General features: G+C 70.1%; 19 protein-coding genes and 1 rRNA gene. 11 read left to right on the forward strand and 9 right to left on the reverse strand.

Annotated elements, in window-relative coordinates; genetic code table 11:
- Nucleotides 1-146: 146 nt before the first annotated feature.
- Nucleotides 147-263: ribosomal RNA gene (rrf, locus tag ACFYY6_RS13635) — 5S ribosomal RNA — on the forward strand.
- Nucleotides 264-407: 144 nt separating this feature from the next.
- Here rrf and ACFYY6_RS13640 read toward each other — a convergent pair.
- From ACFYY6_RS13640 to ACFYY6_RS13660, 5 genes are read right to left on the reverse strand one after another with little or no spacing between them, the layout of a single operon-like run.
- Entirely contained in the window at nucleotides 408-1,718 is a 1,311-nt protein-coding gene (locus ACFYY6_RS13640; protein ID WP_389193379.1) for a DUF58 domain-containing protein, read from the reverse strand.
- 10 nt (nucleotides 1,719-1,728) lie between these two features.
- Nucleotides 1,729-2,730: a MoxR family ATPase gene (locus tag ACFYY6_RS13645; protein ID WP_351524526.1), complete on the reverse strand. Its 1,002-nt coding sequence runs from the start codon at nucleotides 2,728-2,730 to the stop codon at nucleotides 1,729-1,731.
- Nucleotides 2,727-3,911, reverse strand: a complete 1,185-nt coding sequence (locus ACFYY6_RS13650) for a DUF4350 domain-containing protein (RefSeq protein ID WP_389193147.1) — start codon at nucleotides 3,909-3,911, stop codon at nucleotides 2,727-2,729. The genes ACFYY6_RS13645 and ACFYY6_RS13650 overlap by 4 nt, the downstream gene beginning before the upstream one ends.
- Entirely contained in the window at nucleotides 3,908-4,597 is a 690-nt protein-coding gene (locus ACFYY6_RS13655) for a DUF4129 domain-containing protein (RefSeq protein ID WP_389193150.1), read from the reverse strand. Before ACFYY6_RS13655 ends, ACFYY6_RS13650 begins: the two co-directional genes overlap by 4 nt.
- A gap of 4 nt (nucleotides 4,598-4,601) precedes the next feature.
- Nucleotides 4,602-5,804, reverse strand: a complete 1,203-nt coding sequence (locus ACFYY6_RS13660) for a glycerophosphoryl diester phosphodiesterase membrane domain-containing protein (protein ID WP_389193153.1) — start codon at nucleotides 5,802-5,804, stop codon at nucleotides 4,602-4,604.
- A gap of 140 nt (nucleotides 5,805-5,944) precedes the next feature.
- On the opposite strand from ACFYY6_RS13660, the gene mtnA reads away from it, so the two are divergent.
- The 7 genes from mtnA to ACFYY6_RS13695 all read left to right on the forward strand — a co-directional run bounded on the left by mtnA (nucleotide 5,945) and on the right by ACFYY6_RS13695 (nucleotide 14,526).
- Nucleotides 5,945-7,090: an S-methyl-5-thioribose-1-phosphate isomerase gene (mtnA, locus tag ACFYY6_RS13665; protein WP_351524530.1), complete on the forward strand. Its 1,146-nt coding sequence runs from the start codon at nucleotides 5,945-5,947 to the stop codon at nucleotides 7,088-7,090.
- A gap of 4 nt (nucleotides 7,091-7,094) precedes the next feature.
- Complete coding sequence (gene mtrA, locus ACFYY6_RS13670; protein WP_007448372.1) at nucleotides 7,095-7,784, forward strand: two-component system response regulator MtrA; 690 nt, start codon at nucleotides 7,095-7,097, stop codon at nucleotides 7,782-7,784.
- 1 nt (nucleotide 7,785) lies between these two features.
- Nucleotides 7,786-9,816: an MtrAB system histidine kinase MtrB gene (mtrB, locus tag ACFYY6_RS13675; protein WP_351524531.1), complete on the forward strand. Its 2,031-nt coding sequence runs from the start codon at nucleotides 7,786-7,788 to the stop codon at nucleotides 9,814-9,816.
- A 34-nt stretch (nucleotides 9,817-9,850) separates the two neighbouring features.
- Nucleotides 9,851-11,674: an LpqB family beta-propeller domain-containing protein gene (locus ACFYY6_RS13680; protein ID WP_351634897.1), complete on the forward strand. Its 1,824-nt coding sequence runs from the start codon at nucleotides 9,851-9,853 to the stop codon at nucleotides 11,672-11,674.
- Nucleotides 11,675-11,836: 162 nt separating this feature from the next.
- A complete protein-coding gene (locus ACFYY6_RS13685; protein ID WP_351524533.1) occupies nucleotides 11,837-12,619 on the forward strand; it encodes a ComF family protein in 783 nt (260 codons plus the stop codon).
- Between the two features lie 291 nt (nucleotides 12,620-12,910).
- Nucleotides 12,911-13,600 (forward strand): ribosome hibernation-promoting factor, HPF/YfiA family, encoded by a 690-nt coding sequence (gene hpf, locus ACFYY6_RS13690; RefSeq protein WP_073791785.1) that lies wholly within the window; start codon nucleotides 12,911-12,913, stop codon nucleotides 13,598-13,600.
- Nucleotides 13,601-13,785: 185 nt separating this feature from the next.
- The gene (locus tag ACFYY6_RS13695) at nucleotides 13,786-14,526 is read left to right on the forward strand and encodes a response regulator transcription factor (RefSeq protein WP_073791786.1); all 741 of its coding nucleotides are present in this window, start codon (nucleotides 13,786-13,788) and stop codon (nucleotides 14,524-14,526) included.
- A 93-nt stretch (nucleotides 14,527-14,619) separates the two neighbouring features.
- Here the strand turns inward: ACFYY6_RS13695 and ACFYY6_RS13700 are convergent, their stop codons facing one another.
- Together ACFYY6_RS13700 and ACFYY6_RS13705 are read right to left on the reverse strand one after the other, a co-directional pair.
- A complete protein-coding gene (locus tag ACFYY6_RS13700; protein WP_389193158.1) occupies nucleotides 14,620-15,795 on the reverse strand; it encodes a winged helix-turn-helix domain-containing protein in 1,176 nt (391 codons plus the stop codon).
- 141 nt (nucleotides 15,796-15,936) lie between these two features.
- A complete protein-coding gene (locus ACFYY6_RS13705) occupies nucleotides 15,937-16,518 on the reverse strand; it encodes a GNAT family N-acetyltransferase (protein ID WP_389193160.1) in 582 nt (193 codons plus the stop codon).
- A gap of 239 nt (nucleotides 16,519-16,757) precedes the next feature.
- Between ACFYY6_RS13705 and secA the strand changes: the two genes are divergently transcribed.
- Nucleotides 16,758-19,577 (forward strand): preprotein translocase subunit SecA, encoded by a 2,820-nt coding sequence (gene secA, locus ACFYY6_RS13710; RefSeq protein WP_351524536.1) that lies wholly within the window; start codon nucleotides 16,758-16,760, stop codon nucleotides 19,575-19,577.
- A 290-nt stretch (nucleotides 19,578-19,867) separates the two neighbouring features.
- Here the strand turns inward: secA and ACFYY6_RS13715 are convergent, their stop codons facing one another.
- Nucleotides 19,868-20,296 (reverse strand): Rv3235 family protein, encoded by a 429-nt coding sequence (locus tag ACFYY6_RS13715; protein ID WP_351525498.1) that lies wholly within the window; start codon nucleotides 20,294-20,296, stop codon nucleotides 19,868-19,870.
- 289 nt (nucleotides 20,297-20,585) lie between these two features.
- Here ACFYY6_RS13715 and ACFYY6_RS13720 point away from each other — a divergent pair, with 289 nt between their 5' ends.
- Together ACFYY6_RS13720 and ACFYY6_RS13725 are read left to right on the forward strand one after the other, a co-directional pair.
- Entirely contained in the window at nucleotides 20,586-21,092 is a 507-nt protein-coding gene (locus ACFYY6_RS13720; RefSeq protein ID WP_351525497.1) for a DUF6912 family protein, read from the forward strand.
- A 181-nt stretch (nucleotides 21,093-21,273) separates the two neighbouring features.
- On the forward strand, nucleotides 21,274-21,945 hold the full coding sequence (locus ACFYY6_RS13725; protein WP_351525496.1) for an HAD family hydrolase: 672 nt from the start codon (nucleotides 21,274-21,276) through the stop codon (nucleotides 21,943-21,945).
- Between the two features lie 279 nt (nucleotides 21,946-22,224).
- On the opposite strand, the gene ACFYY6_RS13730 is transcribed toward ACFYY6_RS13725, so the two are convergent.
- The gene (locus tag ACFYY6_RS13730; RefSeq protein WP_351525495.1) at nucleotides 22,225-22,794 is read right to left on the reverse strand and encodes a DJ-1/PfpI family protein; all 570 of its coding nucleotides are present in this window, start codon (nucleotides 22,792-22,794) and stop codon (nucleotides 22,225-22,227) included.
- Nucleotides 22,795-22,819: the final 25 nt, after the last annotated feature.

The following is a 22,819-nucleotide window of genomic DNA, read 5'->3' on the forward strand; positions in this document are numbered from 1 at the left end:
TTGATAGGCCGGATGTGGAAGCCTGGTAACGGGTGGAGCTGACCGGTACTAATAGGCCGAGGGCTTGTCCTCAGTTGCTCGCGTCCACTGTGTTGGTTCTGAAACAACGAACCGCTGTTTGCTGGTTTTGATGTGTTTCATAGTGTTTCGGTGGTCATTGCGTTAGGGAAACGCCCGGTTACATTCCGAACCCGGAAGCTAAGCCTTTCAGCGCCGATGGTACTGCAGGGGGGACCCTGTGGGAGAGTAGGTCGCCGCCGAACAGTTTTTGTGGGGAAGCCCCGCACCCTTGTGGTGCGGGGCTTTCTCGCGTTCAAAATCTTCTCCCTCCAGCACCTCGTTGCCGAGAAAATCTCTCGGTATCTGAGGGGAAAATTTCCGAAAGCGTCGGGGAGTGGCAGCATGGTTCAGAGGCGGCCTGCTGCCTTGAGGGCCAGATAGGCGTCGGCGAGGGCCGGAGCGAGATCCTCCGGGGTGGCATCGACGACCAGAACGCCGTGACGCCGGAGTTCTTCCGCGGTCCGAAGCCGTCTTCCCTCGGCCTGAGCGCCGGCTGCGGCCTCATACACCGCGTCCACTGTCCCCCTGGAACGCACCATCTTTTTGATGTGCGGGTCGGCCACGGAGGCCAACAGCACGGTGTGGCGTGGGGTCAGTCGGCGCAGGACCGGCAGCAGCCCTTCTTCCACAGGAGCAGCGTCCAGGCCGGTGAGGAGCACGATCAGACTTCCACGAGGAGCGCTGGCGAGGGCGGCGGCTCCGAGCCCCTGGGCATCCGTTTCCACGAGCGCCGGTTCGATCGGAGCGAGGGCGTTGACCATGGCCGATAGGACCTCTCCCGCGGACTTTCTCTGAACGTGGGCCCGGACGCGCCGGTCGTACGCCAGCAGATCCACGCGGTCGCCCGCGCGAGTGGCGAGCGCAGTCAGGAGCAGGGCCGCGTCCAGAGAGGCGTCCAGACGCGGCACGTCCCCGACACGTCCGGCCGAGGTCCGACCCGTGTCCAGGACCAGGAGGATCTGACGGTCGCGCTCGGGGCGCCAAGTGCGCACCGCGACGGCGGACTGCCGTGCCGTGGCCCGCCAGTCGATGGATCGTGTTTCGTCGCCGGGAACGTAGTCACGCAAACTGTCGAACTCCGTGCCCTCTCCACGAGTGAGAACGCTGGTGCGGCCGTCGAGCTCGCGCAGTTTGGCCAGGCGTGACGGAAGGTGTTTGCGGCTGGTGAAAGGGGGCAGGACACGAACCGTCCACGGGACGTAATGGTTTCCCTGCCGAGCGGCGAGTCCCAACGGTCCGAACGAACGGACCGTGACCCGCTCGGCTCGGCGGTCACCGCGCCGGGTCGGACGCAGAAAGGTGGCTAGCCGACGGCGTTCCCCGGCCGGAACCGCCAACGTATGGCGAGAGGCCGTCCGGTCGTCGCCGGTGGGCCAGCTGCTCGGCGGCCAGGCGTCACGAACGTGTGCACGTAGCCGTCGACGGGAAGCATTGGTCACGGTGAGTTGCACCTCGGCCGTCTCGCCAAGTCGAACGCTTGTGTTACCGGATCGGGTGAAATGAAGCGTTCGTACTGGTGCGGCAAGGGCGTAGTCGCAGAGAATTGCCAAGGAAAGCGGTGCGTTGACCGCAAGCAGGCCAGTCCAGCTGGGGGCCAGGATGCCTACGGGGAGTGATCCCAGGGCGGCCAGCAGGGCGGTGCGTCCGGTAAGGGCCACGGTCAGCGCCTCATCGGGGTACGGGGACATGGGCGAGGACCGAGGTGATGACGGAGTCGGGGGTGACTCCCTCCATCTCTGCCTCGGGCCGCAGGTGGATGCGATGACGAAGAGTGGGGAGCGCGAGGGCCTTCACATCATCCGGAGTGACGTAGTCGCGGCCGGTGAGCCAGGCCCAGGCCCGGGCGGTCGACAGCAGGGCGGTGGCGCCTCGGGGAGATACCCCGAGGGAGAGCGAGGGGGATTCACGCGTGGCACGACAGATATCGACGACATAGCCAGCGATCTCGGGCGAGACCTTGGTTCGAGCAACTGCGGCACGAGCTGCTTCCAGGTCGGCGGGCCCGGCGACGGGGCGTATGCCGACTGATGCGAGATCGCGCGGGTTGAAGCCCTCTGAATGACGGGTGAGGACGTTGATCTCCTCGTCCCGGGACGGCAGGGGGACTGTCAGTTTCAGGAGGAACCGGTCCAGCTGGGCCTCGGGGAGCGGGTAGGTGCCCTCGTATTCGACGGGATTCTGTGTGGCCGCAACGAGGAAGGGGTCGGGCAGGGGCCTGGGGACGCCGTCGACGGTGACCTGACGTTCCTCCATCGCTTCCAGGAGGGAGGACTGCGTCTTGGGAGGCGTGCGGTTGATTTCGTCGGCCAGGAGCAGATGGGTGAAGACCGGGCCTGGCTGGAAGGAGAACTCCGCCGTACGGGCGTCGTAGACCAGCGAGCCGGTGACATCGCTTGGCATCAGATCCGGAGTGAACTGGACGCGCTTGGTATCGAGTTCGAGCGAGGCGGCGAGAGCCCGGACCAAGAGGGTCTTGGCCACACCGGGAACGCCTTCGAGGAGGACGTGCCCTCGGCACAGCAGAGCGACGACGAGTCCGGTCACTGCCGGGTCCTGACCGACCACGGCTTTGGCGATCTCGGAGCGCAACGCTTCCAGGGACGCACGGGCAGTGTCGCCGTTCGCGAGGGGCTCGGTGGTCCCGGCGGGCACTGGGGGCGGGGCGCTCATGAGGTGCGTACCTCTCTTTCGAGGGTGTCGAGTTGATCTGCCAGTCGTACAAGAGCCGCATCGTCGGACGGAGCGGGTCCGAAGAGCAGGCACCGGAGGCGGCTCTCATCGCCGTCGAGGCGAGTGGAGACAGCGGGGATGAGTGTGGTGGGGGAATGGGCATCTCGGGGAGCGACGCCGAGAAGGGCGGCGACACGCCCCCGTGCGGCGGCACGCAACGAGTCGGCGGCGCGGCCGCGGGCGTTCGTCGTGCGGTAGAGGCGGGCCCGGCCCTCGGCGGACTCGGACGCGCGGATCGCGACGGGCAGCCGTTCCGTCACCAGGGGCCCCAGTCGACGGGCCCGCCAGATGGCGGCCAGTACGGCGGCGAAGGCGAGTTGCAGGGTGCCCCACAGCCAGCCACGAGGGATCAGGTCGATGAAGCCGCGGTCGGCGGCGCGTTCGCCGTCGTGCTCGGTGATCACGCCGGTGTCGGTGAGTGAGGGGAGGTACCAGATCAGATGGGGACGGGAGCCGAGAAGTTGCAGGGCCAGGGACGCGTTGCCCCGGTCGTCGAGGCGGTCGTTGTGGAGGAGATCGGAGGATCCGAGGAGAACGGTCTCTCCGGCGCCTTGCTCGAACAGGAGCAGGGTGGGAAGGCCGTTGCTCGGGAAGCACGCGGTGGTGGCGAGGTCGCCCGCGGCATAGCGGAAACCTCCCGTTTCGATGGTGCCCGCCCTGCGGGCAGCCGACAGGGAGCACTCGGGGTCGCGGGTGGTCGTGGGCCCGGCGGACTTCGCGCGGACTCCGGGGACCAGGGTGCCGAGGGATGGAGGACCCGCCGCGAGAAGGACGGTGCGACCACCCGAGTGAGCGGTCCTGGCCCGCAGCTCCTTCTGCTGGTGAGGTGCCAGAAGGTCTGGGGAGGTCACGAGCAGCGTGGTGTCGGGGCCGAGGCCGGTCGTGGCCTCGGCCAGGGTGGTGGCGACACGGACGGAGACGCCGCGGTCCTTCAGGAGTTCGGCGACGGCGCGGCTGCCGTAGCGGTCGGCGGAGCGCGGGTCGAGGCGGCCGTGCTGATCGCCGGAGCGCACGAATGCCAGAGCGATTCCTGCCGCGAGGAGCACGAGGAGGGCGAGCAGCAGGCCGCGGACACGGGGCCAGGCCTGGCGCGGGGTGAGGGAGGTGGAGGTGCCTGTCATTCGGCCGCTCCCTGGGCTGCCGTCGTCAGGAGAGGCTTCGCGGCTTCGAGATCGATGTCCAGTTCCCGCACGGACGAATACACCTGCTGGTTCGTTGTGCGGCCGCCGTATGTGACGTCGTCGAAATCGCGGGCGGCGGCGCGAAGGCGCTTGGCGTGCGAGGGCAGCAGGCGTGCGGCTTCGGCGGCGGCCTCGTCGGCGGTGCGCCCGGGGTGCTGGTCGATCAGGGCCCGTTCCTCCAGAGAGCGCACGATGGCGCGCATGCGTTCCTGGATCGCCTCGTTCCAGCGCTGCGCGGCCGCGTGCGTCTCGGCGGCCGCCCGGTGTTCGGCCGCCGTCCGCGGGACGTCGTCGAAGAGGGTGTCGGTGGTGCGCACGATGCCGCGTGGGGTGCCCAGCCGCCACCAGAGTGCGGCCACCAGACCGATGACCGCCAGTGCGAGCACGACCAGGCCGAGCGGGCCGCCCGGTGCCGCGCCGGAGGCCATGTTCAGGAGATCGCCGAGCCAGTCCCAGAGCTGTTCGAGACCGCGTCGGAGGAGACCGGGATCGTTCTCGTGGTACATCGGTTTGGACAGCTCGCGCTCCGCGGCCTCACGGGCGGGGACACGCGGAGTGTCCACGGGTATGTCGCCGCTCGCCCGGACCAGCAACTGTGCCGCTGTCGAACGCCCCACCCCCGACACGACATCAGCTCCCGGTGTCGTATTCGGGCAGACCCGCTGCCCGGGCGAGTTCGAGATCCAGAGCCTCGCGGCGGATTCGCTGGTCGATGTAGAGCAGCGCCATCACTCCGGCGGAGAGTGGGTACGTGATCGTCGCGGTGATCACCTGGCCGATGCCCGAGATGATCAGGTACGGCCAGGTGGAGAACATGGAGCCGTCGAAGAGAAGGGATTCGGTCCCGCTGCTGTCCACGACCATCGCGATGATGGTGAACGGGATGGCGATGATCACGGCGACGATGGCGGTCAGCAGCCAGGTCAGAGCCAGCACGCCGAAGGTCCGCCACCACGCGTTCCTGACCAGCTTCGCGGAGCGACGCATGGAGGTCGTGATCGATTGGCGTTCCAGCATCAGAGCCGGGGAAGCGAGCGCGAAGCGGACCATCAGCCAGAGGACGACGGCGAGCGCCGCAGGGAGGCCGATGACGACGAGGCCGGCACCAGCCGTGGAGCCGACCAGCAGACCGGGCAGAAGGCCGAGGGTCATGAGCGCGGCGCTCATCAGCGTCAGCAACATGGTCAGGCCCAGCAACTGTGGAAGCCTGGGTCGGGCCTCGGCCCAGGCGTCGGCGAGCGACACCGGGCGGCCCAGCACCGAGCGACTGATCACCACGGTCAGCACGGATGTGGTGAACAGTGTGGCGATCAACGTGATGAGCATGGACGGCACGTTGGCGATCAGCGTCGACTGAACGGATTCGGTGGCCTGCCGGAGTACCTCGGGGCCGGTGGCGTTCGGGTCCATCACGGTGGGCTCGGGCAGCAGGTAGCGCTGCATGAGAATCGTTGCGATCTGGGCGATCACGGATACGGCCAGCGTGAAGCCGAGCACGGTGCGCCAGTGGGTGCGCATCGTGGAGACCGCGCCGTCGAGGATCTCGCCGACGCCGAGCGGACGCAGCGGGATCACTCCGGGCTTGGCCGCGGCAGGCGGCTGTCCCCAGCCGGGACCCTGGGGGCCGGCACCCCAGCCGTAGCCGGGGGGAGGCACGCCCGGGCCGGTGCCGGGGGCACTCGGTGGGGACCACTGCGCTGCCGGTGGCTGGGCCGGGGACCAGTTGCCTGCCGGGCCGCTGCCGTCGACGGGCTCGGAGGGGCGGGGGACATCCGCCCCCTGGCCCTCGGAGGGGGCAGATCCGGGCGAGGCCCAGCCCGGAGTGTCGTTCATTCTCGCTCCTTAACGGTCCTGTCCGCTCATCGGCACGGCAGGTCGGCAGCCCATCGTGCCACGCGCAGCTTCATTAGGGACCGGGCGCGGTGTCTCCTGCGCGCCTTCATCCGGGGCGGCTCACCGGGCAGACTGGGCGGATGGCTGATCACGACGAGCAACCGCCGGTGGGCGACGAGCCTCCCGTCCTTTCCGTACTCCGCTGGGACGAGCTGCCGGAAGGGCCCGTGCTGGTGCTTCTCGACCAGACACGGCTGCCCGCGGAGGAGGCCGAGCTGGTGTGCCCCGACGTGCCCACGCTGGTGCGGGCGATCCGGACACTGGCGGTGCGCGGCGCGCCGTTGCTGGGCATCGCCGGGGCCTACGGGGTGGCACTCGCCGCAGTGCGGGGGGACGACGTCGAAGAGGCCGCGGGGTTGCTGGCGGGTGCGCGGCCCACCGCGGTGAACCTCGCCTACGGGGTCCGGCGGGCCCTGTCCGTGCACCGGGCGGCAGCGCAGAAGGGGGTGGACCTCCGGAATGCCGCGCAGGCGGCGCTGGCCGAGGCGAGGGCGTTGCACCGGGAGGACGCCGAGGCCAGTGCGCGCATGGCGCGGTACGGGCTCGCCCTCCTGCACGAGCTTCTGCCGGCCGGCGGACACCGGCTGCTGACGCACTGCAATACCGGAGCGCTGGTGTCGGGCGGCGAGGGAACCGCCTTCGCGGTGGCACTCGCGGCACACCGGGAAGGGCGGCTGAGCCGGCTGTGGGTGGACGAGACCCGTCCGCTCCTGCAGGGGGCCCGGCTGACGGCCTACGAGGCGGCGCGCAACGGCATGCCGTACAACCTGCTCACGGACAACGCGGCGGGGTCCTTGTTCGCCGCGGGGAAGGTGGACGCGGTGCTCATCGGGGCCGACCGCATCGCGGCGGACGGCTCGGTGGCGAACAAGGTGGGGAGTTATCCGCTGGCGGTGTTGGCGAAATACCACCACGTACCGTTCATCGTGGTGGCGCCCACTACGACCGTGGATCTGGACACAACGGACGGAGCGGCGATCACTGTGGAACAGCGACGGGGGAGCGAAGTGACCGAGTTCACATTTCTGCAGGGCGGGGCGGTGGGCGAGGAGGTCGGCGGACGGCTCGTCGCGCCGGCCGGAACCGCCGCGTACAACCCGGCATTCGACATCACACCGCCGGAGCTGGTCACGGCGATCGTCACGGAGGAGGGCGCGGTTTCCCCGGTCACCGGGGACGGACTCGCGGAGCTGTGTGCCAGGTCATCGCAGGTAACGATTAGCTAATGGGATGATGTCGATTATGAAGGGACGCGTCCTTGTCGTCGACGACGACACCGCACTGGCCGAGATGCTCGGGATTGTGCTGCGTGGTGAGGGGTTCGAGCCGTCGTTCGTAGCGGACGGCGACAAGGCACTCGCCGCGTTTCGTGAGGCCAAGCCGGACCTGGTCCTGCTGGATCTGATGCTGCCCGGCAGGGACGGCATCGAGGTCTGCAGGCTGATCAGAGCCGAGTCGGGTGTGCCGATCGTCATGCTCACGGCCAAGAGCGACACGGTCGACGTGGTGGTGGGTCTGGAGTCCGGGGCCGACGACTACATCGTGAAGCCGTTCAAGCCAAAGGAGTTGGTGGCCCGGATCAGGGCACGCCTGCGGAGGTCCGAGGAACCGGCACCGGAGCAGCTCACCATCGGGGACCTGGTCATCGACGTGGCCGGGCACTCGGTGAAGCGGGAGGGGCAGTCGATAGCGCTCACCCCGCTGGAGTTCGACCTGCTGGTCGCGCTCGCGCGCAAGCCGTGGCAGGTGTTCACCCGTGAGGTGCTGCTGGAGCAGGTGTGGGGGTACCGCCACGCGGCCGACACCCGGCTCGTGAACGTCCACGTCCAGCGACTGCGTTCCAAGGTGGAGAAGGACCCGGAACGGCCCGAGATCGTGGTGACCGTCCGAGGGGTCGGTTACAAGGCCGGACCGAGCTGACATGCCTCTGGGCGGTGCTGCTCCGCGGCCCGGGGAGCCGGGAGCCCGTGCGGAGCGGGCTGCCGCTCCGGTGCACAGGTCGTCCCGGATCGGCCGCCTCCTCAAAGGGGGCCGGCTGTTCCACGACCATGCGCCCGGCGGCCCGGTGCCGCGACTGCTGATGCGCTGGGTGCGGCGTCCGCTGCTGCCCGTCGTACGGCTGTGGCGGCGCAATCTCCAGTTGCGGGTCGTCGCGGGCACACTGCTCATGTCGCTCGCCGTCGTGCTGCTCCTCGGCATCGTCGTGATCGGGCAGGTCCGCAACGGCCTGCTCGAAGCGAAGGGCAAGGCCGCCCAGACCCAGGCCGCCGGTGGCTTCGCCGCAGCCCAGGAGAAGGCGAACGCCCCGCTCGCCCCCGGCGGGCAGGGCAGCGGGGACACCGCGGACGGTACGACCGCCAACAACTCCTGGCGGACCGAACTGGTCGACCAGCTCGCCAGCGGGGGGAAGAACGCCTTCAACGTGGTGGCGCTCAGCGCGGACGAAGGCACGCGCGCGCCGCGCGGCTCGGGCAGCGTCGAGGCGGCGAGCGTCCCGCAGAACCTGCGGGACGCGGTCAACAAGGGTCCGGGCGCCTTCCAGACGTACTCCGTGATCCGGTACGCGAACGGGCAGGACCCGCAGCCCGGACTCGTCGTCGGCAAACGGCTCTACGACATCGACCACAACGCGTACCAGCTCTACTACCTCTTCCCGCTGACGCAGGAGGAGAAGTCGCTGACGCTGATCAAGGGCACGCTGGCGACCGCGGGGCTGTTCGTCGTCGTGCTGCTCGGGGCCATCGCGTGGTTCGTGGTGCGCCAGGTCGTCACACCCGTACGGATGGCCGCAGGGGTCGCCGAGCGGCTTTCCGCCGGCAGACTCCAGGAACGGATGAAGGTCACCGGCGAGGACGACATCGCCCGGCTCGGTGAGGCCTTCAACAAGATGGCGCAGAACCTGCAGCTGAAGATCCAACAGCTGGAGGAGCTGTCCCGGATGCAGCGGCGTTTCGTCTCCGACGTCTCCCACGAGCTGCGCACGCCGCTGACGACCGTCCGGATGGCCGCCGACGTCATTCACGAGGCGCGCAGCGACTTCGACCCGGTGACGGCACGTTCAGCGGAACTGCTCGGGGACCAGCTCGACCGGTTCGAGTCACTGCTCTCCGACCTGCTGGAGATCAGCCGCTTCGACGCGGGCGCCGCGGCGCTGGAGGCCGAGCCGATAGATCTGCGGCAGGTCGTGCACCGGGTGATCGGCGGGGCCGAACCGCTGGCCGAACGCAAGGGCACCCGGATCAGGGTGGTCGGCGACAGCCAGCCGGTGATCGCGGAGGCCGACGCGCGCCGGGTGGAGCGCGTCCTGCGCAACCTGATCGTCAACGCGGTCGAGCACGGCGAGGGGCGGGATGTCGTGGTGCGCATGGAGGCGGCCGGAGGCGCGGTCGCCGTGGCCGTCCGCGACTACGGGGTGGGACTCAAGCCCGGCGAGGCGACGCGCGTGTTCAACCGCTTCTGGCGGGCCGACCCGGCCCGTGCGCGGACGACCGGCGGCACCGGTCTAGGGCTGTCCATCGCCGTGGAGGACGCCCGGTTGCACGGCGGCTGGCTGCAGGCGTGGGGCGAGCCCGGCGGCGGTTCGCAGTTCCGGCTGACCCTGCCGCGCACGGCGGACGAACCGCTGCGCGGCTCTCCGATACCCCTGGAACCGGAGGACTCCCGCCGCAACCGGGAGAGCCGGGAGCGGGCCCTTCCCGGCTCCGGGGGAGGACACCGGCTGACGGCGGTGCCGGTTCAGCCCGCGGACAGCGACCGGCCGGCGCTTCCGGTGCCGTCCCGCTCCGCTTCGGTTCCCCCGGCGCCGCCCTCGGTGCATCCGGCGGCCCTGCCCGGCAACGGGGCACGAGTGGTCGCACGCCCTGCCGAGGACCGGGCGGACGGCGAACCCGGGGGCGAGATCGACGCCGTGGTACGGGAACAGGAGCGGGGGGACGCGAATCGTGGGATCTGACCGTCGCGGGAGCGCCCGTGGGCGCGTGCCGCGGATGTCCGCGCTGCTCGGATGCGGCGTTGTGCTGTTGTCCGCGTGCAGTTCGATGCCCGTCAGCGGGGACGTCAGGCCGGTCGGGGGTGGCTCGCAGCCCGGCGACTCCCAGGTGCAGGTGTACGCCGTGGCACCGCGTGACAACGCCACCCCCAACGAGATCGTCGACGGCTTCCTGGAATCCATGACCAGCGACGACTCGAAGTTCATGACGACGCGCAAGTACCTGACGCGGAAGGCCGCGAGCACCTGGAAGCCGAGCGCGTTCACGACCGTGCTCGCCAAGGCGCCCAACCGCAGCGACCGCCCGCTGAACGACAGCGATCCCGGGGTCACCGAACTCGCCTACACCCTGACCGGCGAGAAGGTGGCGATGGTCGACGGCCAGAGTGCGTATCAGCCGCTCGCGCCCACGGAGTACAACGAGACCCTGCACCTGGTGCGGGAGAACGGCCCGGAGGGCAAGGAGTGGCGCATCGACGTCGTGCCGGACGGGCTGCTGCTCGGACAGTCGGACTTCCGACGCCTCTACCGTTCGGTCGACAAGTACTACTTCGCCGCGGGACGAACGGTGGGGCAGTCGACGCTGGTCGCCGATCCCGTCTACCTGCGCAGCCGCACGGACCCCGTCACGGGCATGGACACCGTGACGCAGGCGGTCCGCAGTCTCCTGGCGGGGCCGACCGACTGGCTGCGCCCGGTGGTCCGTTCCCGCTTCCCCGCCGGTACGACGCTGAAGAAGGACGTCACCTCCCTGGCCCCGGACGACCGCAACGTCCTGAGGATCCCGCTCGACAAGAAGGCGGACGGCGCCGGGCAGAGCTCCTGCCGCATGATGGCCTCACAGGTCCTGTACACGCTGCGGGATCTGACGTCGGCACGGATCGAGCAGGTCCAGCTGCTGCGCTCGGACGATTCCCAGCTGTGCGTCCTCGAGGCGGACCAGGCGGAGGAGTTCGCGCCTGACGGTTCGTCGAGCGGGCCGGACAGCCAGTACTACATCGACGCCAAGGGCCATGTGGAGCGCATCCCCGGCAGCACCAAGGGCAGTGGTGTGCCGGAGCCGGTGTCCGGGCCGTTCGGCGACGGACTGCGGATGGGCGAGGTCGGCGTGGCCAGGGACGAGCAGTCGGCGGCGGCGGTCTCGCGGGACAGGACCTCCCTCTACGTGTCCTCCATCGTCTCGGACGGCGAGCTTTCCCCCGCCCTGGTGACCAGCAGGGCCAAGAAACAGAACGACCGGCTGTCGGCACCGAGCTGGGACGGCCGGGGCGATCTCTGGGTGGCCGACCGGGACCCGCACAGGCCCCGGCTGCTGCGGATACCCGGAGGCACCGGTGAACCGCAGGAGGTCGCCGTGCCGAGCCTGGCCGGCAACCGGATCGAGGCCCTGCGGTTGTCCACGGACGGTGTGCGCATCGCACTCCTGGTGAACCAGGGCGAGGGTCGAAGGACCCTGAAGATCGGCCGGATCGAGCGCCACGGCGCGGGGGAGCCGCAGCCGCTCTCGGTGGTGGATCTGCGGCAGGCCGCACCGCAGTTGACGGACGTCACCGCGATGTCGTGGTCGGGCCGCAGCCGTCTCGTGGTGGTCGGCAAGGAGGAGGGCGGCGTCCAGCAGGTGCGTTATGTGCAGGCGGACGGTTCGACGCCCGCCTCGGGGGTCCTGCCGGGGCTGAACGAGGTGTCGTCGATCGCGGCGGCGGACGACGAGCAGCTGCCGCTGATGGCGGCGACACGCAATGACGGGATAGTGAAGCTGTCCCCCGGCGACAACTGGCAGACCGTGGTCAAGGAGGGCACGTCGCTGGTCTATCCGGGCTGAGCACACGGCCTGGCCGGGGCAGAGCGGGACGCTGCCCGGGGCCGGGAGCCGGGGGGCGTGTCCGGGGGTGGGGAGACGTGGCTCGTTGGGGCCGCAGCGCGTCGGCGACCCGGGTTTTCCACAGGGGTGGCCGACTGCCGCGGGTGAGTGCACAGTGGATTCATGCGGGGATGGTGGCGGGAGATCTCCGGGCTGGTCCTGCCCGTGTCCTGCGGTGGTTGCGGCAGACCGCGAACGGAGCTGTGCGAGGAGTGCCGGGCGGTGTTGTACGGCGGGGTGCCGCGCCGGGTGAGGCCGGATCCCGAGCCTGCGGGCCTGCCGGTGGTGCACGCGGCCGCGCCGTACGAGAACGGCGTGCGCGGGGTGCTCCTGGCGCACAAGGAGCGCGGTGCACTGGGCCTCGCAGGGCCGCTCGGCAGGGCGCTTGCCGGGGCTGTACGGGCCGGGGCGGGGCCGACAGGGAGCGCGGAACCACTGCTGCTGGTGCCCGTGCCGTCCGCGCGGCGCTCCGTGGCGGCGCGGGGGCATGATCCGACGCGACGGATCGCGCTGGCGGCCGCCGCCGAGCTGAGGCGGGGTGGTGTTCCGGCGCGTGTGGTCCCGGTGCTGCGGCAGCGCCGGGTAGTGGCCGACCAGGCGGGGCTGGGCGCCCGGCAGCGGGAGCGGAATCTCGCGGGGGCGCTGACGGTCGCGGCCGGGGGCGGGCGGCTCCTCGCGACGGGAAGGGTCGTGCTCGTGGACGACCTGATGACGACCGGTGCCTCGCTGGCCGAGGCGGCGCGGGCGATCGGAGCGGAATGCGGATACGGACGGTCCGCACATGGCGGTGGGCGCGCGAGGGCCGCGCACGTAAACGGGCGGGCGGCCGTCGTCGCCGTATCCCCATCGGCCTTCGAAATAAACCGGAACTCTCTCCGAAGCCGCATCGTTGCAGGTAGTGAGTGAGTAAAAAGGCCTGAACGGAGGTACGCGCGAGTAGCGGGTGCCGAGAACCGGCCGGGCAGGCTATGTTCAGTGGTGAGGAATGGTGAATGCCGGACCTCAATGAATGCACCGCCAGGTTTCGGGCAGGTAACTCACCGGCAGTCCGGAAACGGGAATTCGGTGGGGGCGAGTCCCCACCGCTGGGGGAGGAGGTGGACGTCACCCAGTCCGCGGCTCCGGTCATCACCGGGGCCTGGTGCAAAAGGGAGATGCTCCGCCACTGAGCGGGGCGATCCGGGAACGGAGTTCTGCGTGGACATCGTCGTCAAGGGCCGCAAGACCGAGGTGCCCGAGCGGTTCCGCAAGCACGTGGCCGAGAAGCTGAAGCTGGACAAGATCCAGAAGTTCGACGGCAAGGTGATCAGCCTCGACGTCGAGGTGTCCAAGGAGCCGAATCCCCGTCAGGCCGACCGTTCCGACCGGGTGGAGATCACGCTCCGGTCCCGTGGTCCGGTCATCCGGGCGGAAGCTGCGGCCGGCGACCCGTACGCGGCGCTGGACCTGGCCACCGGCAAGCTGGAGGCGCGGCTGCGCAAGCAGCACGACAAGCGCTACAGCCGCCGGGGCAACGGCCGGATTCCCGCCGCCGAGGTGGCCGAGGCCGTGCCGAATGCCGCGTCGTTCAACGGCGAGGGCGAGCTGGTCCCCGGCGAGACGGCTCCGTCCGTACCGACGACCAGATTCGGTTCCCTGGAGGTCCAGGGCGAAGGACCGCTGGTGATGCGCGAGAAGACGCACGTCGCCGCACCGATGTCGCTCGACCAGGCGCTCTACGAGATGGAGTTGGTCGGGCACGACTTCTATCTGTTCGTCGACTCCGAGACGAAGGAACCCAGCGTCGTCTACCGACGACACGCTTATGACTACGGTGTCATCCACCTGAGGACCGATCCGCTCGCGGCCGACGGGGCGAGCGGCGCGGGCGGTGCGCTCGGCGGCTGACGTCACCCCTCCACGGTGCCCCTGGAGCGTCTGTGCGCCCCCAGGGGCACACGTGTGCGGTCGGCGGGATCACCGCTCGGGCGTCCAGGCATGAAATCATGTCGTCCCAAGCCAACAGCTGTTCGGAGAGGCGCTGTTGGCGGACAGTTGTGAACTTCAGGCCATGGCCTTCAGGGGGAGGAACGATGGCGGACGCCTTCGGGCCCGTGCGCGATGCGCATCACGCCGACGACGCCGGTGCGGACGCGACCAGCGGTTCCCGCAAGGAGCCGATCAGGGTCCTCGTCGTGGACGACCACGCGCTCTTCCGCAGAGGTCTGGAGATCGTCCTCGCCCAGGAGGAGGACATCCAGGTCGTGGGCGAGGCGGGTGACGGCGCGGAGGCGGTCGACAAGGCGGCCGACCTGCTGCCCGACATCGTGCTGATGGACGTACGGATGCCCCGGCGCGGCGGCATCGAGGCATGTACGTCGATCAAGGAGGTGGCACCCAGCGCGAAGATCATCATGTTGACGATCAGCGACGAGGAGGCCGACCTCTACGACGCGATCAAGGCGGGCGCCACCGGTTACCTCCTCAAGGAGATCTCCACGGACGAGGTGGCCACGGCGATTCGCGCGGTCGCCGACGGTCAGTCCCAGATCAGCCCGTCCATGGCGTCGAAACTGCTCACCGAGTTCAAGTCGATGATCCAGCGGACCGACGAGCGCAGACTGGTGCCCGCGCCGCGGCTCACCGACCGGGAACTCGAAGTGCTGAAGCTCGTCGCCACCGGCATGAACAATCGCGATATCGCGAAGGAACTGTTCATTTCCGAGAACACCGTGAAGAACCATGTCCGCAACATCCTGGAGAAGCTGCAGCTGCACTCCAGGATGGAGGCCGTGGTCTATGCCATGCGGGAGAAGATCCTGGAGATCAGGTGACCGCTCCGGCGACGCGACGGGCGGGGTGACGGCAGCGGATACGTCGGCGCCCCGGCCCCGGGACGCCGAACCCTCGGCGGCGGGGCGGCGCGCTCACGCCAGGGCGCGGGCGATCTCCTGGGCGAGCGGTCCGCGCAGTTCCGGGGCATCGACCCGCTCCAGCCGGACGTCCGAGCAGCCCACCCAGGACGCGGCCTCCGCCAGCGCCTCGGCCATCGGCACCACCGCCTTGCGGCCCTCCAGGGACACCTGACGCGCGACCAGCGTGCTGCCTTCACGCGCGGGGTCCACGCGGCCCAGCAGCTTTCCGCCCGCCAGCAGCGGCATCGCGAAATAGCCGTGTATCCGCTTGGCCCTGGGGACGTACGCCTCCAGGCGGTGCGTGAAGCCGAAGAGCCGCTCGGTGCGCGCCCGCTCCCAGATCAGCGAGTCGAACGGCGACAGCAAGGTCGTGCGGTGCCGTCCGCGCGGCTCCGAGGCCAGCGCCGCGGGGTCGGCCCAGGCGGGCTTCGCCCAGCCCCGTACCGTCACCGGCACCAGGCCGGAGTCCGCCACGACCGCGTCGAACTGCTCACCCTTGAGCCGGTGGTAGTCCGCGATGTCGGCGCGGGTGCCGACTCCCAGGGACTGCCCCGCGAGCGCCACCAGTCGGCGCAGGCACTCCGCGTCGTCCAGATCGTCGTGCACCACGGCATCGGGCAGGGCCCGCTCGGCGAGGTCGTACACCCGCTTCCAGCCGCGGCGTTCGGTACACACCACCTCGCCGTACATCAGGGCGCGTTCGACGGCGACCTTCGACTCCGACCAGTCCCACCACTCGCCGCCGTTCTTCGCGCCGCCCAGGTCCGTGGCCGTCAGCGGGCCCTCGGCGTGCAGCTGCTTGATCACTGTCTCGTACGCGCCGTCGGGCAGGTCGTGGTGCCAGTGGGAGCGGGAGCGGTAGGCGCGGCGGCGGAACGCGAAGTGCGGCCACTCCTCGACCGGGAGGATGCAGGCCGCGTGCGACCAGTACTCAAAGGTGCGGCCGCCCGACCAGTACGCCTGCTCGATCGCGGGCCGGCCGATCGCGCCGAGGCGCGCGTACGGAATCAGCTCGTGCGAACGCGCGAGCACCGAGATGGTGTCGAGCTGCACGGCGCCGAGGTGCCGCAGCACTCCCGGGACCCCGGCCCTGCGGTCCGGGGCGCCAAGGAAGCCCTGGGCGCGCAGGGCTATCCTGCGCGCCTGGTCGGCGGAGAGTTCGACGGCGGGGGGCGGCACGAGCGTCATGTCCCGCACCTTAGAGGCAGGCACTGACAACGGGCTGCCGAGCCGGTGGACCGGGAGCGGACCCTCCGGTTCCGTGGCGCGCGTGTGCGGACGGGCGGGTACGGAACGAAGGGGCGGAGGCGGATCGGCGTGCCGGACGCCTCAGGTGGTCGTGGTCGTGGGCAGATAGGTCTGGTTGCCCGGCAGGCCCAGATCGGCCGGGAGCAGCGCACCGACCCAGGCGTCGCGCCGCACCCCTTTGTTGAGCAGGCCGGACCGCTGCTCGCCCTCCAGCCGGAAGCCGGTCTGCAGCGCCACGGCGCGCGAGGCGACGTTGCCGGCCTCGGCCCGCCACTCCAGCCGGTCACCGCCGAGCGAGGCGAAGGTCCAGCGAGCGGCGGACAGCACCGCCTCCGCCGTGTAACCGTGGCCCCGGTGTTCCTTCGCGGTCCAGAACCCCACCTCGTACGTGTCCGGCAGGTTGCGGCGCGTGATACCGAGGGCGCCCGTAAGGGCCCCGCCCTCGCGCAGCACCACCGCGAAGTTGTACATGGAGTCGTCGCGCCAGCCGCCCGGGCACAGCTCCCGCACGAAGAACTCCGCGTCGCCGCGGCCGTAGGGGGAGGGCACGACCGTCCAGCGCTGGATGTCCGGGTCCTGACAGGCCGCGTGGATCCCGTCGGCATCGCCGTGGGTGAAGGGGCGCAGCAGCAGACGCTTGGTGGTGAGGGTGATCGGCTCCATGCACGGATTGTGGTGAGGCGGCGGCCCGGATGCGAACACTTTTCGGACTTCCCGGCACCTTCGGACCCTCCCGTCCGTTGACAGACGGGAGGACGGCGCAGGCGACGCGGCGGCAGCCCTCCCGGCGTGACGGGGTCCTCGCTTACGATGGCCGTTGCGGTGGGGCCCGCCTGCCGTGCCCGCGCCAGCGTCCACACCCGACCCAGTGCCAGGCCCGACCGGCAAGGAGACCAGCCTCAGTGTCCGTCTTCAACAAGCTCATGCGTGCAGGCGAAGGCAAGATCCTGCGCAAACTGCACCGCATCGCGGACCAGGTCAGCTCCATCGAAGAGGACTTCATCAACCTCTCCGACGCCGAGCTGCGGGCGCTCACCGACGAGTACAAGGAACGGTACGCGGACGGCGAGAGCCTGGACGACCTGCTTCCCGAGGCGTTCGCGACCGTCCGTGAGGCCGCCAAGCGAGTCCTCGGACAGCGCCACTACGATGTCCAGATCATGGGCGGCGCGGCCCTGCACCTCGGCTATGTGGCCGAGATGAAGACCGGCGAGGGCAAGACCCTGGTCGGCACCCTGCCCACGTACCTCAACGCGCTGTCCGGCAAGGGCGTGCACCTGATCACGGTCAACGACTACCTGGCCGAGCGCGACTCCGAGCTGATGGGGCGGGTCCACAAGTTCCTCGGTCTGACCGTCGGCTGCATCATCGCCAACATGACGCCGGCCCAGCGCCGTGAGCAGTACGCCTGCGACATCACCTACGGCACGAACAACGAGTTCGGCTTCGACTACCTCCGCGACAACATGGCCTGGTCCGCCGACGAGCTCGTACAGCGCGGCCACAACTTCGCCGTCGTCGACGAGGTCGACTCGATCCTCGTCGACGAGGCCCGTACGCCGCTGATCATCTCCGGCCCGGCCGACCAGGCCACCAAGTGGTACGGGGACTTCGCCAAGCTGGTCACGCGCCTGACCAAGGGCGAGGCGGGCAACCCGCTCAAGGGCATCGAGGAAACCGGCGACTACGAGGTCGACGAGAAGAAGCGGACCGTCGCCATCCATGAGTCCGGCGTCTCGAAGGTCGAGGACTGGCTCGGCATCGAGAACCTCTACGAGTCGGTGAACACCCCTCTCGTCGGGTACCTCAACAACGCCATCAAGGCCAAGGAACTCTTCAAGAAGGACAAGGACTACGTCGTCATCGACGGCGAGGTCATGATCGTTGACGAGCACACCGGCCGTATCCTCGCCGGCCGCCGCTACAACGAGGGCATGCACCAGGCGATCGAGGCGAAGGAAGGGGTGGACATCAAGGACGAGAACCAGACGCTCGCCACGATCACCCTGCAGAACTTCTTCCGCCTCTACAGCAAGCTCTCCGGCATGACGGGTACGGCGATGACCGAGGCCGCCGAGTTCCACCAGATCTACAAGCTGGGCGTCGTCCCGATCCCGACGAACCGGCCGATGCAGCGTGTCGACCAGTCGGACCTCATCTACCGGACCGAGGTCGCGAAGTTCGCGGCGGTCGTCGACGACATCGTCGACAAGCACGAGAAGGGCCAGCCGATCCTCGTCGGCACGACGTCGGTCGAGAAGTCCGAGTACCTCTCGCAGCAGCTGTCCAAGCGCGGCGTCCAGCACGAGGTCCTCAACGCCAAGCAGCACGACCGCGAGGCGCTGATCGTCGCCCAGGCCGGCCGCAAGGGCGCCGTCACGGTCGCCACGAACATGGCCGGACGAGGCACCGACATCAAGCTCGGCGGCAACCCCGACGACCTCGCCGAGGCCGAGCTGCGCCAGCGCGGTCTCGACCCCGTCGAGCACGTCGAGGAGTGGGCGGCGGCGCTGCCCGGCGCGCTGGAGCGGGCCGAGCAGGCCGTGAAGGCGGAGTTCGAAGAGGTCAAGTCGCTCGGCGGGCTCTACGTCCTGGGCACCGAGCGGCACGAGTCGCGGCGTATCGACAACCAGCTGCGCGGTCGTTCCGGCCGTCAGGGCGACCCGGGCGAGTCCCGCTTCTACCTGTCGCTCGGCGACGACCTGATGCGGCTGTTCAAGGCGCAGATGGTCGAGCGCGTCATGTCGATGGCCAACGTGCCGGACAACGTGCCGATCGAGAACAAGATGGTGACGCGGGCGATCGCGTCGGCCCAGTCGCAGGTCGAGCAGCAGAACTTCGAGACGCGCAAGAACGTCCTGAAGTACGACGAGGTGCTCAACCGGCAGCGCGAGGTCATCTACGGCGAGCGCCGCCGGGTCCTGGAGGGCGAGGACCTGCAGGACCAGATCCGTCACTTCATGGACGACACGATCGACGACTACATCCGCCAGGAGACCGCCGAGGGTTTCGCCGAGGAGTGGGACCTGGACCGGCTGTGGGGCGCGTTCAAGCAGCTCTACCCGGTGAAGGTCACCGTCGAGGACCTGGAGGACGCGGCCGGCGACCGGGCCGGGATCACCGCAGAGTTCATCGGCGAGTCCATCAAGGACGACATCCACGAGCAGTACGACGCGCGTGAGAAGCAGTTGGGCTCGGACATCATGCGTGAGCTGGAGCGGCGTGTGGTGCTGTCCGTCCTGGACCGCAAGTGGCGTGAGCACCTCTACGAGATGGACTACCTCCAGGAGGGCATCGGCCTGCGCGCCATGGCGCAGAAGGACCCGCTGGTCGAGTACCAGCGCGAGGGCTTCGACATGTTCAACGCCATGATGGAGGGCATCAAGGAGGAGTCCGTCGGCTACCTGTTCAACCTGGAGGTCCAGGTCGAGCAGCACGTCGAGGAGGTTCCGGTGCAGGACGAGGCCGAGCGCACCTCGCTCGCCAAGGAGGACCTCGTGCCCGCGGCGCGTCCGGAGATCCGGGCCAAGGGGCTCGACGCCCCGCAGCGCCCGGACCGGCTGCACTTCTCCGCCCCCACGGTGGACGGCGAGGGCGGGGTCGTCGAGGGCGACTTCTCCAACGGTGGCGGCCCCGCCGCGCCCGCCCCGGACGGGATGACCCGTGCGGAGCGGCGCAAGGCGCAGAAGAGCGGTGGAGGCGGGCGCCGCCGGAAGAAGTGACGCCGGGCCCGTCGGCGTACGGGCGAGGGCGGCCGCGTTTCGGTGCGGCCGGGGCCGGGCACTCCTCGCGGGTGCCCGGCCCCGCCGCGTTCCCGGCCGGTCGCGTGGGGCCCCGGGGGTGCCTTGGAGCCGCTCCGGCGGTGCCACCGGGGCGTGCCGTCCGGGCGCGCCTCCGACGGGCCGGAGCGTGTGTCCCCCGGTCCCGGGCGTGGCTTCCGGGTGTTCCCGGAGGGTGTGTCCCGCCGTCCTGGATGCGGCTTTCGGGGCACGGGGAAGCATCGGCGCGGTCTTCATCGGGGCGTGGCCGCGGGCCGGCATTCGTCGCCCATCTCCACCGCCGCGCAGCGCCAGCGGAGGTCCTTGCCCTGCTCCAGACGGAAGGCGATGGCCCGTACCCGCTCGCCCGCCGCGATGCTCGCGCACGCCTCCACCACACCCGGAACGGGCTGGGCGCCGTGGCACATACGGATCACGGGGCGGGCGCCACGGGCCCTGAGCGGGCTGCGCGGGGCCAGTTCGGCCAGTTGGTCGTACGCCTCGCCGATGGTGTGCCCGAGCATCCAGTGCACCGGGCGCTGGCCGCTGAGAACGGCGAGGAGGCGCTCGGCGAACCAGTGATGGGGCCGGACACGCCGCGGAACCCTCGTGCGCTGCGGAGGGACGGTTTCGGGCCTGCACCGGTCGTGGCGTCCGGCGGGCCGGGTCCTGTTCGTGCTCACGCGCATTGCCCCCGTGCTTCAAGGCCCGGGCTGATACCGGGCGGTAACTTCCGATGGGGACCTTCTACGGTGACGGCGAGGCGCCCGCAAGCACCGGTGTGGCGTTGGACACGGTCGGGGTGAATCACCTATCCGGGTGATGAGGGCGGTGGCGTGCGGGGTGAGCGGCGGGCCGGGGGAGGGTGAGGGGCGGTTGCCGGGTGGACGGGGGCGGGCCCGGTGCGCGTAGCCCCAAAGGGGGACGTCGCACGTATCCTGAGGGCGATTCCGACTACGAAAGCGGCCAGCCATGCGCGTGTACGTCCCCTTGACCCTTTCCGGTCTCGCAGCGGCGCACCGGGCGGGGGAGATCGGTCCCGGCCCGCTGACCGCCTACGCCGTGACCCCCGGACTGCGCGAGTGGTACGTGTCCGACGACATCGAGGAGCTGGAGTACGCGGCTCTCAACCGGGCCGCCGCCGCCTCGCTGCGGATGATCGCCGGGGACCTCGACGCCGTACGCCGGAGGGTCGTCGTCGCCGTCGACGTACCGGATGGTGCGGCCGTGGCCGACCCGGACCGCAGCCTCGACGCCTCGTCGCTCGGAGAGGTGCGCATCGCGTCTCCCGTGTCCTTGACCGTGGCGGCGGCGGTGCACGTCGACGCGGACGACGCCGAGAAGGACGTCAGCGCCGCCGCGGCCGCGCTGGGTGCGGCGGACCTCGGTGACGACGACGCGCAGTTCGTCGTGGACGGTGCCGAGGACCACGAGCTGCTGTGGTTCGGTGTCCAGGAGATCCCGAACCTGATCGGCTGAGAGCGCGGGCCCGGAGCGGTGCCCGGGGAACGAGGAGGCCGGGAGCGGCTTCTGCGAAGGGCGCACGGCGGAGGCCGGGAAAACCGGTGTCGGGCGCGGCGCGGGACGCCTCATGCGTCCCGTCCGCCCCGGTCACGGCCTCCCGCACAGACTGTCGGACCCGCGCGGTACTTTCTACGGCATGGGGACGCACGGAAAGCACCGCACGCATCTGGTCTGGGACTGGAACGGCACTCTGCTCGACGACAACGCGGCGGTCGTCGGGGCGACGAACGCGGCCTTCGGTGAGGTCGGGCTGGCGCCGATCACGCTGGAGCAGTACCGCGAGATGTACTGCGTCCCGATTCCCCGCTTCTACGAGCGGCTGATGGGGCGGCTCCCCACGGACGCCGAATGGGAGCGGATGGATGTGATCTTCCACGAGTACTACGCCGAACGGCGCGCCGCCTGCGGGCTCACCGAGGGCGCAGCGGACCTGCTCTCGCAGTGGCAGCTGACTGGCGGGAGCCAGTCGCTGCTGAGCATGTACGGCCATGAGCACCTGGTCCCGGTGGTGCGGGGGTACGGCATCGAGCGGCACTTCCTTCGGGTCGACGGGCGCACCGGCCCGTCCGGCGGCAGCAAGGCGCGGCACATGGAGCGGCACATCGCCGCGCTGGACGGCATATCCCCGGAGTACATGGTGGTCATCGGTGACGCCGCGGACGACGCCGTGGCCGCGGCGCACGTCGGCGCGAAGGCCGTGCTGTACACCGGGGGGTCGCACAGCAGGGCCAGCCTGGAGGCGGCGGGGGTGCCGGTGGTGGACAGTCTGGCCGAGGCCGCCGACCTGGCCACGAGAATCACCGGGTGAGACCACCGGGGTGACGTGAAGAGCCTGGGGCGGCCGGGCGAAGCGGGTGACATGACGGGCTGCACGGACACGGGCGTCCCGGGTCTCCCGTGTGCCCCGAGCCTCCTGTGCGTGCCGCGCGTCCTGTGCGTCCCGCATGTGCCGCGCGTTCCGCCGTCCTGTTGCCGGGAGGCGTCCCGGCCGGTCGTCGGGCTCCGGAGCTCGGCCGACCGCCGCGGCCCCGGTGCTCAGCAGGTCACCACGGCCCTGGCGCCCGACTGGTCGCCGGGGCTCCTGGGCTCAGGCCGTCACCGGCGCCTTCGTGCGGAGCACCTTCAGGAATTCGCGCATCCACGCCGAATGGTCCGGCCAGGCACGGGACGAGATCAGCATGCCGTCGACCACGGCCTCGTGGTCCTCGAAGGCGGCGCCCGCCGCCTGCATGTCCAGCTCCAGCGCGGGGTAGGCGGTGACACGCCGACCGGCCAGCGCGCCGACCGCCGCCGTCATCAGCGGGCCGTGGCAGATCTGTGCCACGGGCCGGTCCGAGTCGAAGAACGCCTTGAGGATCTTGCGCAGCTCCGGGTCGTTGCGAAGATACTCGGGAGCCCGGCCGCCCGGCACGACCAGCGCCACGTAGTCCGCCGGGGCGACCTCGGAGAAGGCCAGGTCGGCGGGCCAGGTGTACCCGGGCTTCTCCGTGTACGTGTCGAAGCCGGGCTCGAAGTCGTGGACCACGAAGCGGAGCGTCTTGCGGGCGGGGGCGGCGATGTGGACGTCGTAGCCCTCCTCGCGCAGCCGCTGGTACGGATAGAGAACCTCCAGCGACTCGGCGGCGTCGCCGGTGACGATCAGGATCTTCGGTGCCATGACGGGCTCCCACGGGTCGTCGGCC

The organism is Streptomyces sp. NPDC001750 (assembly GCF_042892615.1).
GTDB lineage: Bacteria > Actinomycetota > Actinomycetes > Streptomycetales > Streptomycetaceae > Streptomyces.

Coding starts and splice junctions, on each gene's coding strand:
- ACFYY6_RS13730 (WP_351525495.1), bottom strand. CDS start 22,794: ATGGCACCGAAGATCCTGATCGTCACCGGCGACGCCGCCGAGTCGCTG.
- ACFYY6_RS13700 (WP_389193158.1), bottom strand. CDS start 15,795: ATGACGCTCGTGCCGCCCCCCGCCGTCGAACTCTCCGCCGACCAGGCG.
- ACFYY6_RS13650 (WP_389193147.1), bottom strand. CDS start 3,911: ATGACAGGCACCTCCACCTCCCTCACCCCGCGCCAGGCCTGGCCCCGT.
- ACFYY6_RS13660 (WP_389193153.1), bottom strand. CDS start 5,804: ATGAACGACACTCCGGGCTGGGCCTCGCCCGGATCTGCCCCCTCCGAG.
- ACFYY6_RS13685 (WP_351524533.1), top strand. CDS start 11,837: ATGCGGGGATGGTGGCGGGAGATCTCCGGGCTGGTCCTGCCCGTGTCC.
- mtrA (WP_007448372.1), top strand. CDS start 7,095: ATGATGTCGATTATGAAGGGACGCGTCCTTGTCGTCGACGACGACACC.
- mtnA (WP_351524530.1), top strand. CDS start 5,945: ATGGCTGATCACGACGAGCAACCGCCGGTGGGCGACGAGCCTCCCGTC.
- ACFYY6_RS13680 (WP_351634897.1), top strand. CDS start 9,851: ATGTCCGCGCTGCTCGGATGCGGCGTTGTGCTGTTGTCCGCGTGCAGT.
- ACFYY6_RS13725 (WP_351525496.1), top strand. CDS start 21,274: ATGGGGACGCACGGAAAGCACCGCACGCATCTGGTCTGGGACTGGAAC.
- ACFYY6_RS13720 (WP_351525497.1), top strand. CDS start 20,586: ATGCGCGTGTACGTCCCCTTGACCCTTTCCGGTCTCGCAGCGGCGCAC.
- ACFYY6_RS13705 (WP_389193160.1), bottom strand. CDS start 16,518: ATGGAGCCGATCACCCTCACCACCAAGCGTCTGCTGCTGCGCCCCTTC.
- mtrB (WP_351524531.1), top strand. CDS start 7,786: ATGCCTCTGGGCGGTGCTGCTCCGCGGCCCGGGGAGCCGGGAGCCCGT.
- ACFYY6_RS13695 (WP_073791786.1), top strand. CDS start 13,786: ATGGCGGACGCCTTCGGGCCCGTGCGCGATGCGCATCACGCCGACGAC.
- ACFYY6_RS13645 (WP_351524526.1), bottom strand. CDS start 2,730: ATGAGCGCCCCGCCCCCAGTGCCCGCCGGGACCACCGAGCCCCTCGCG.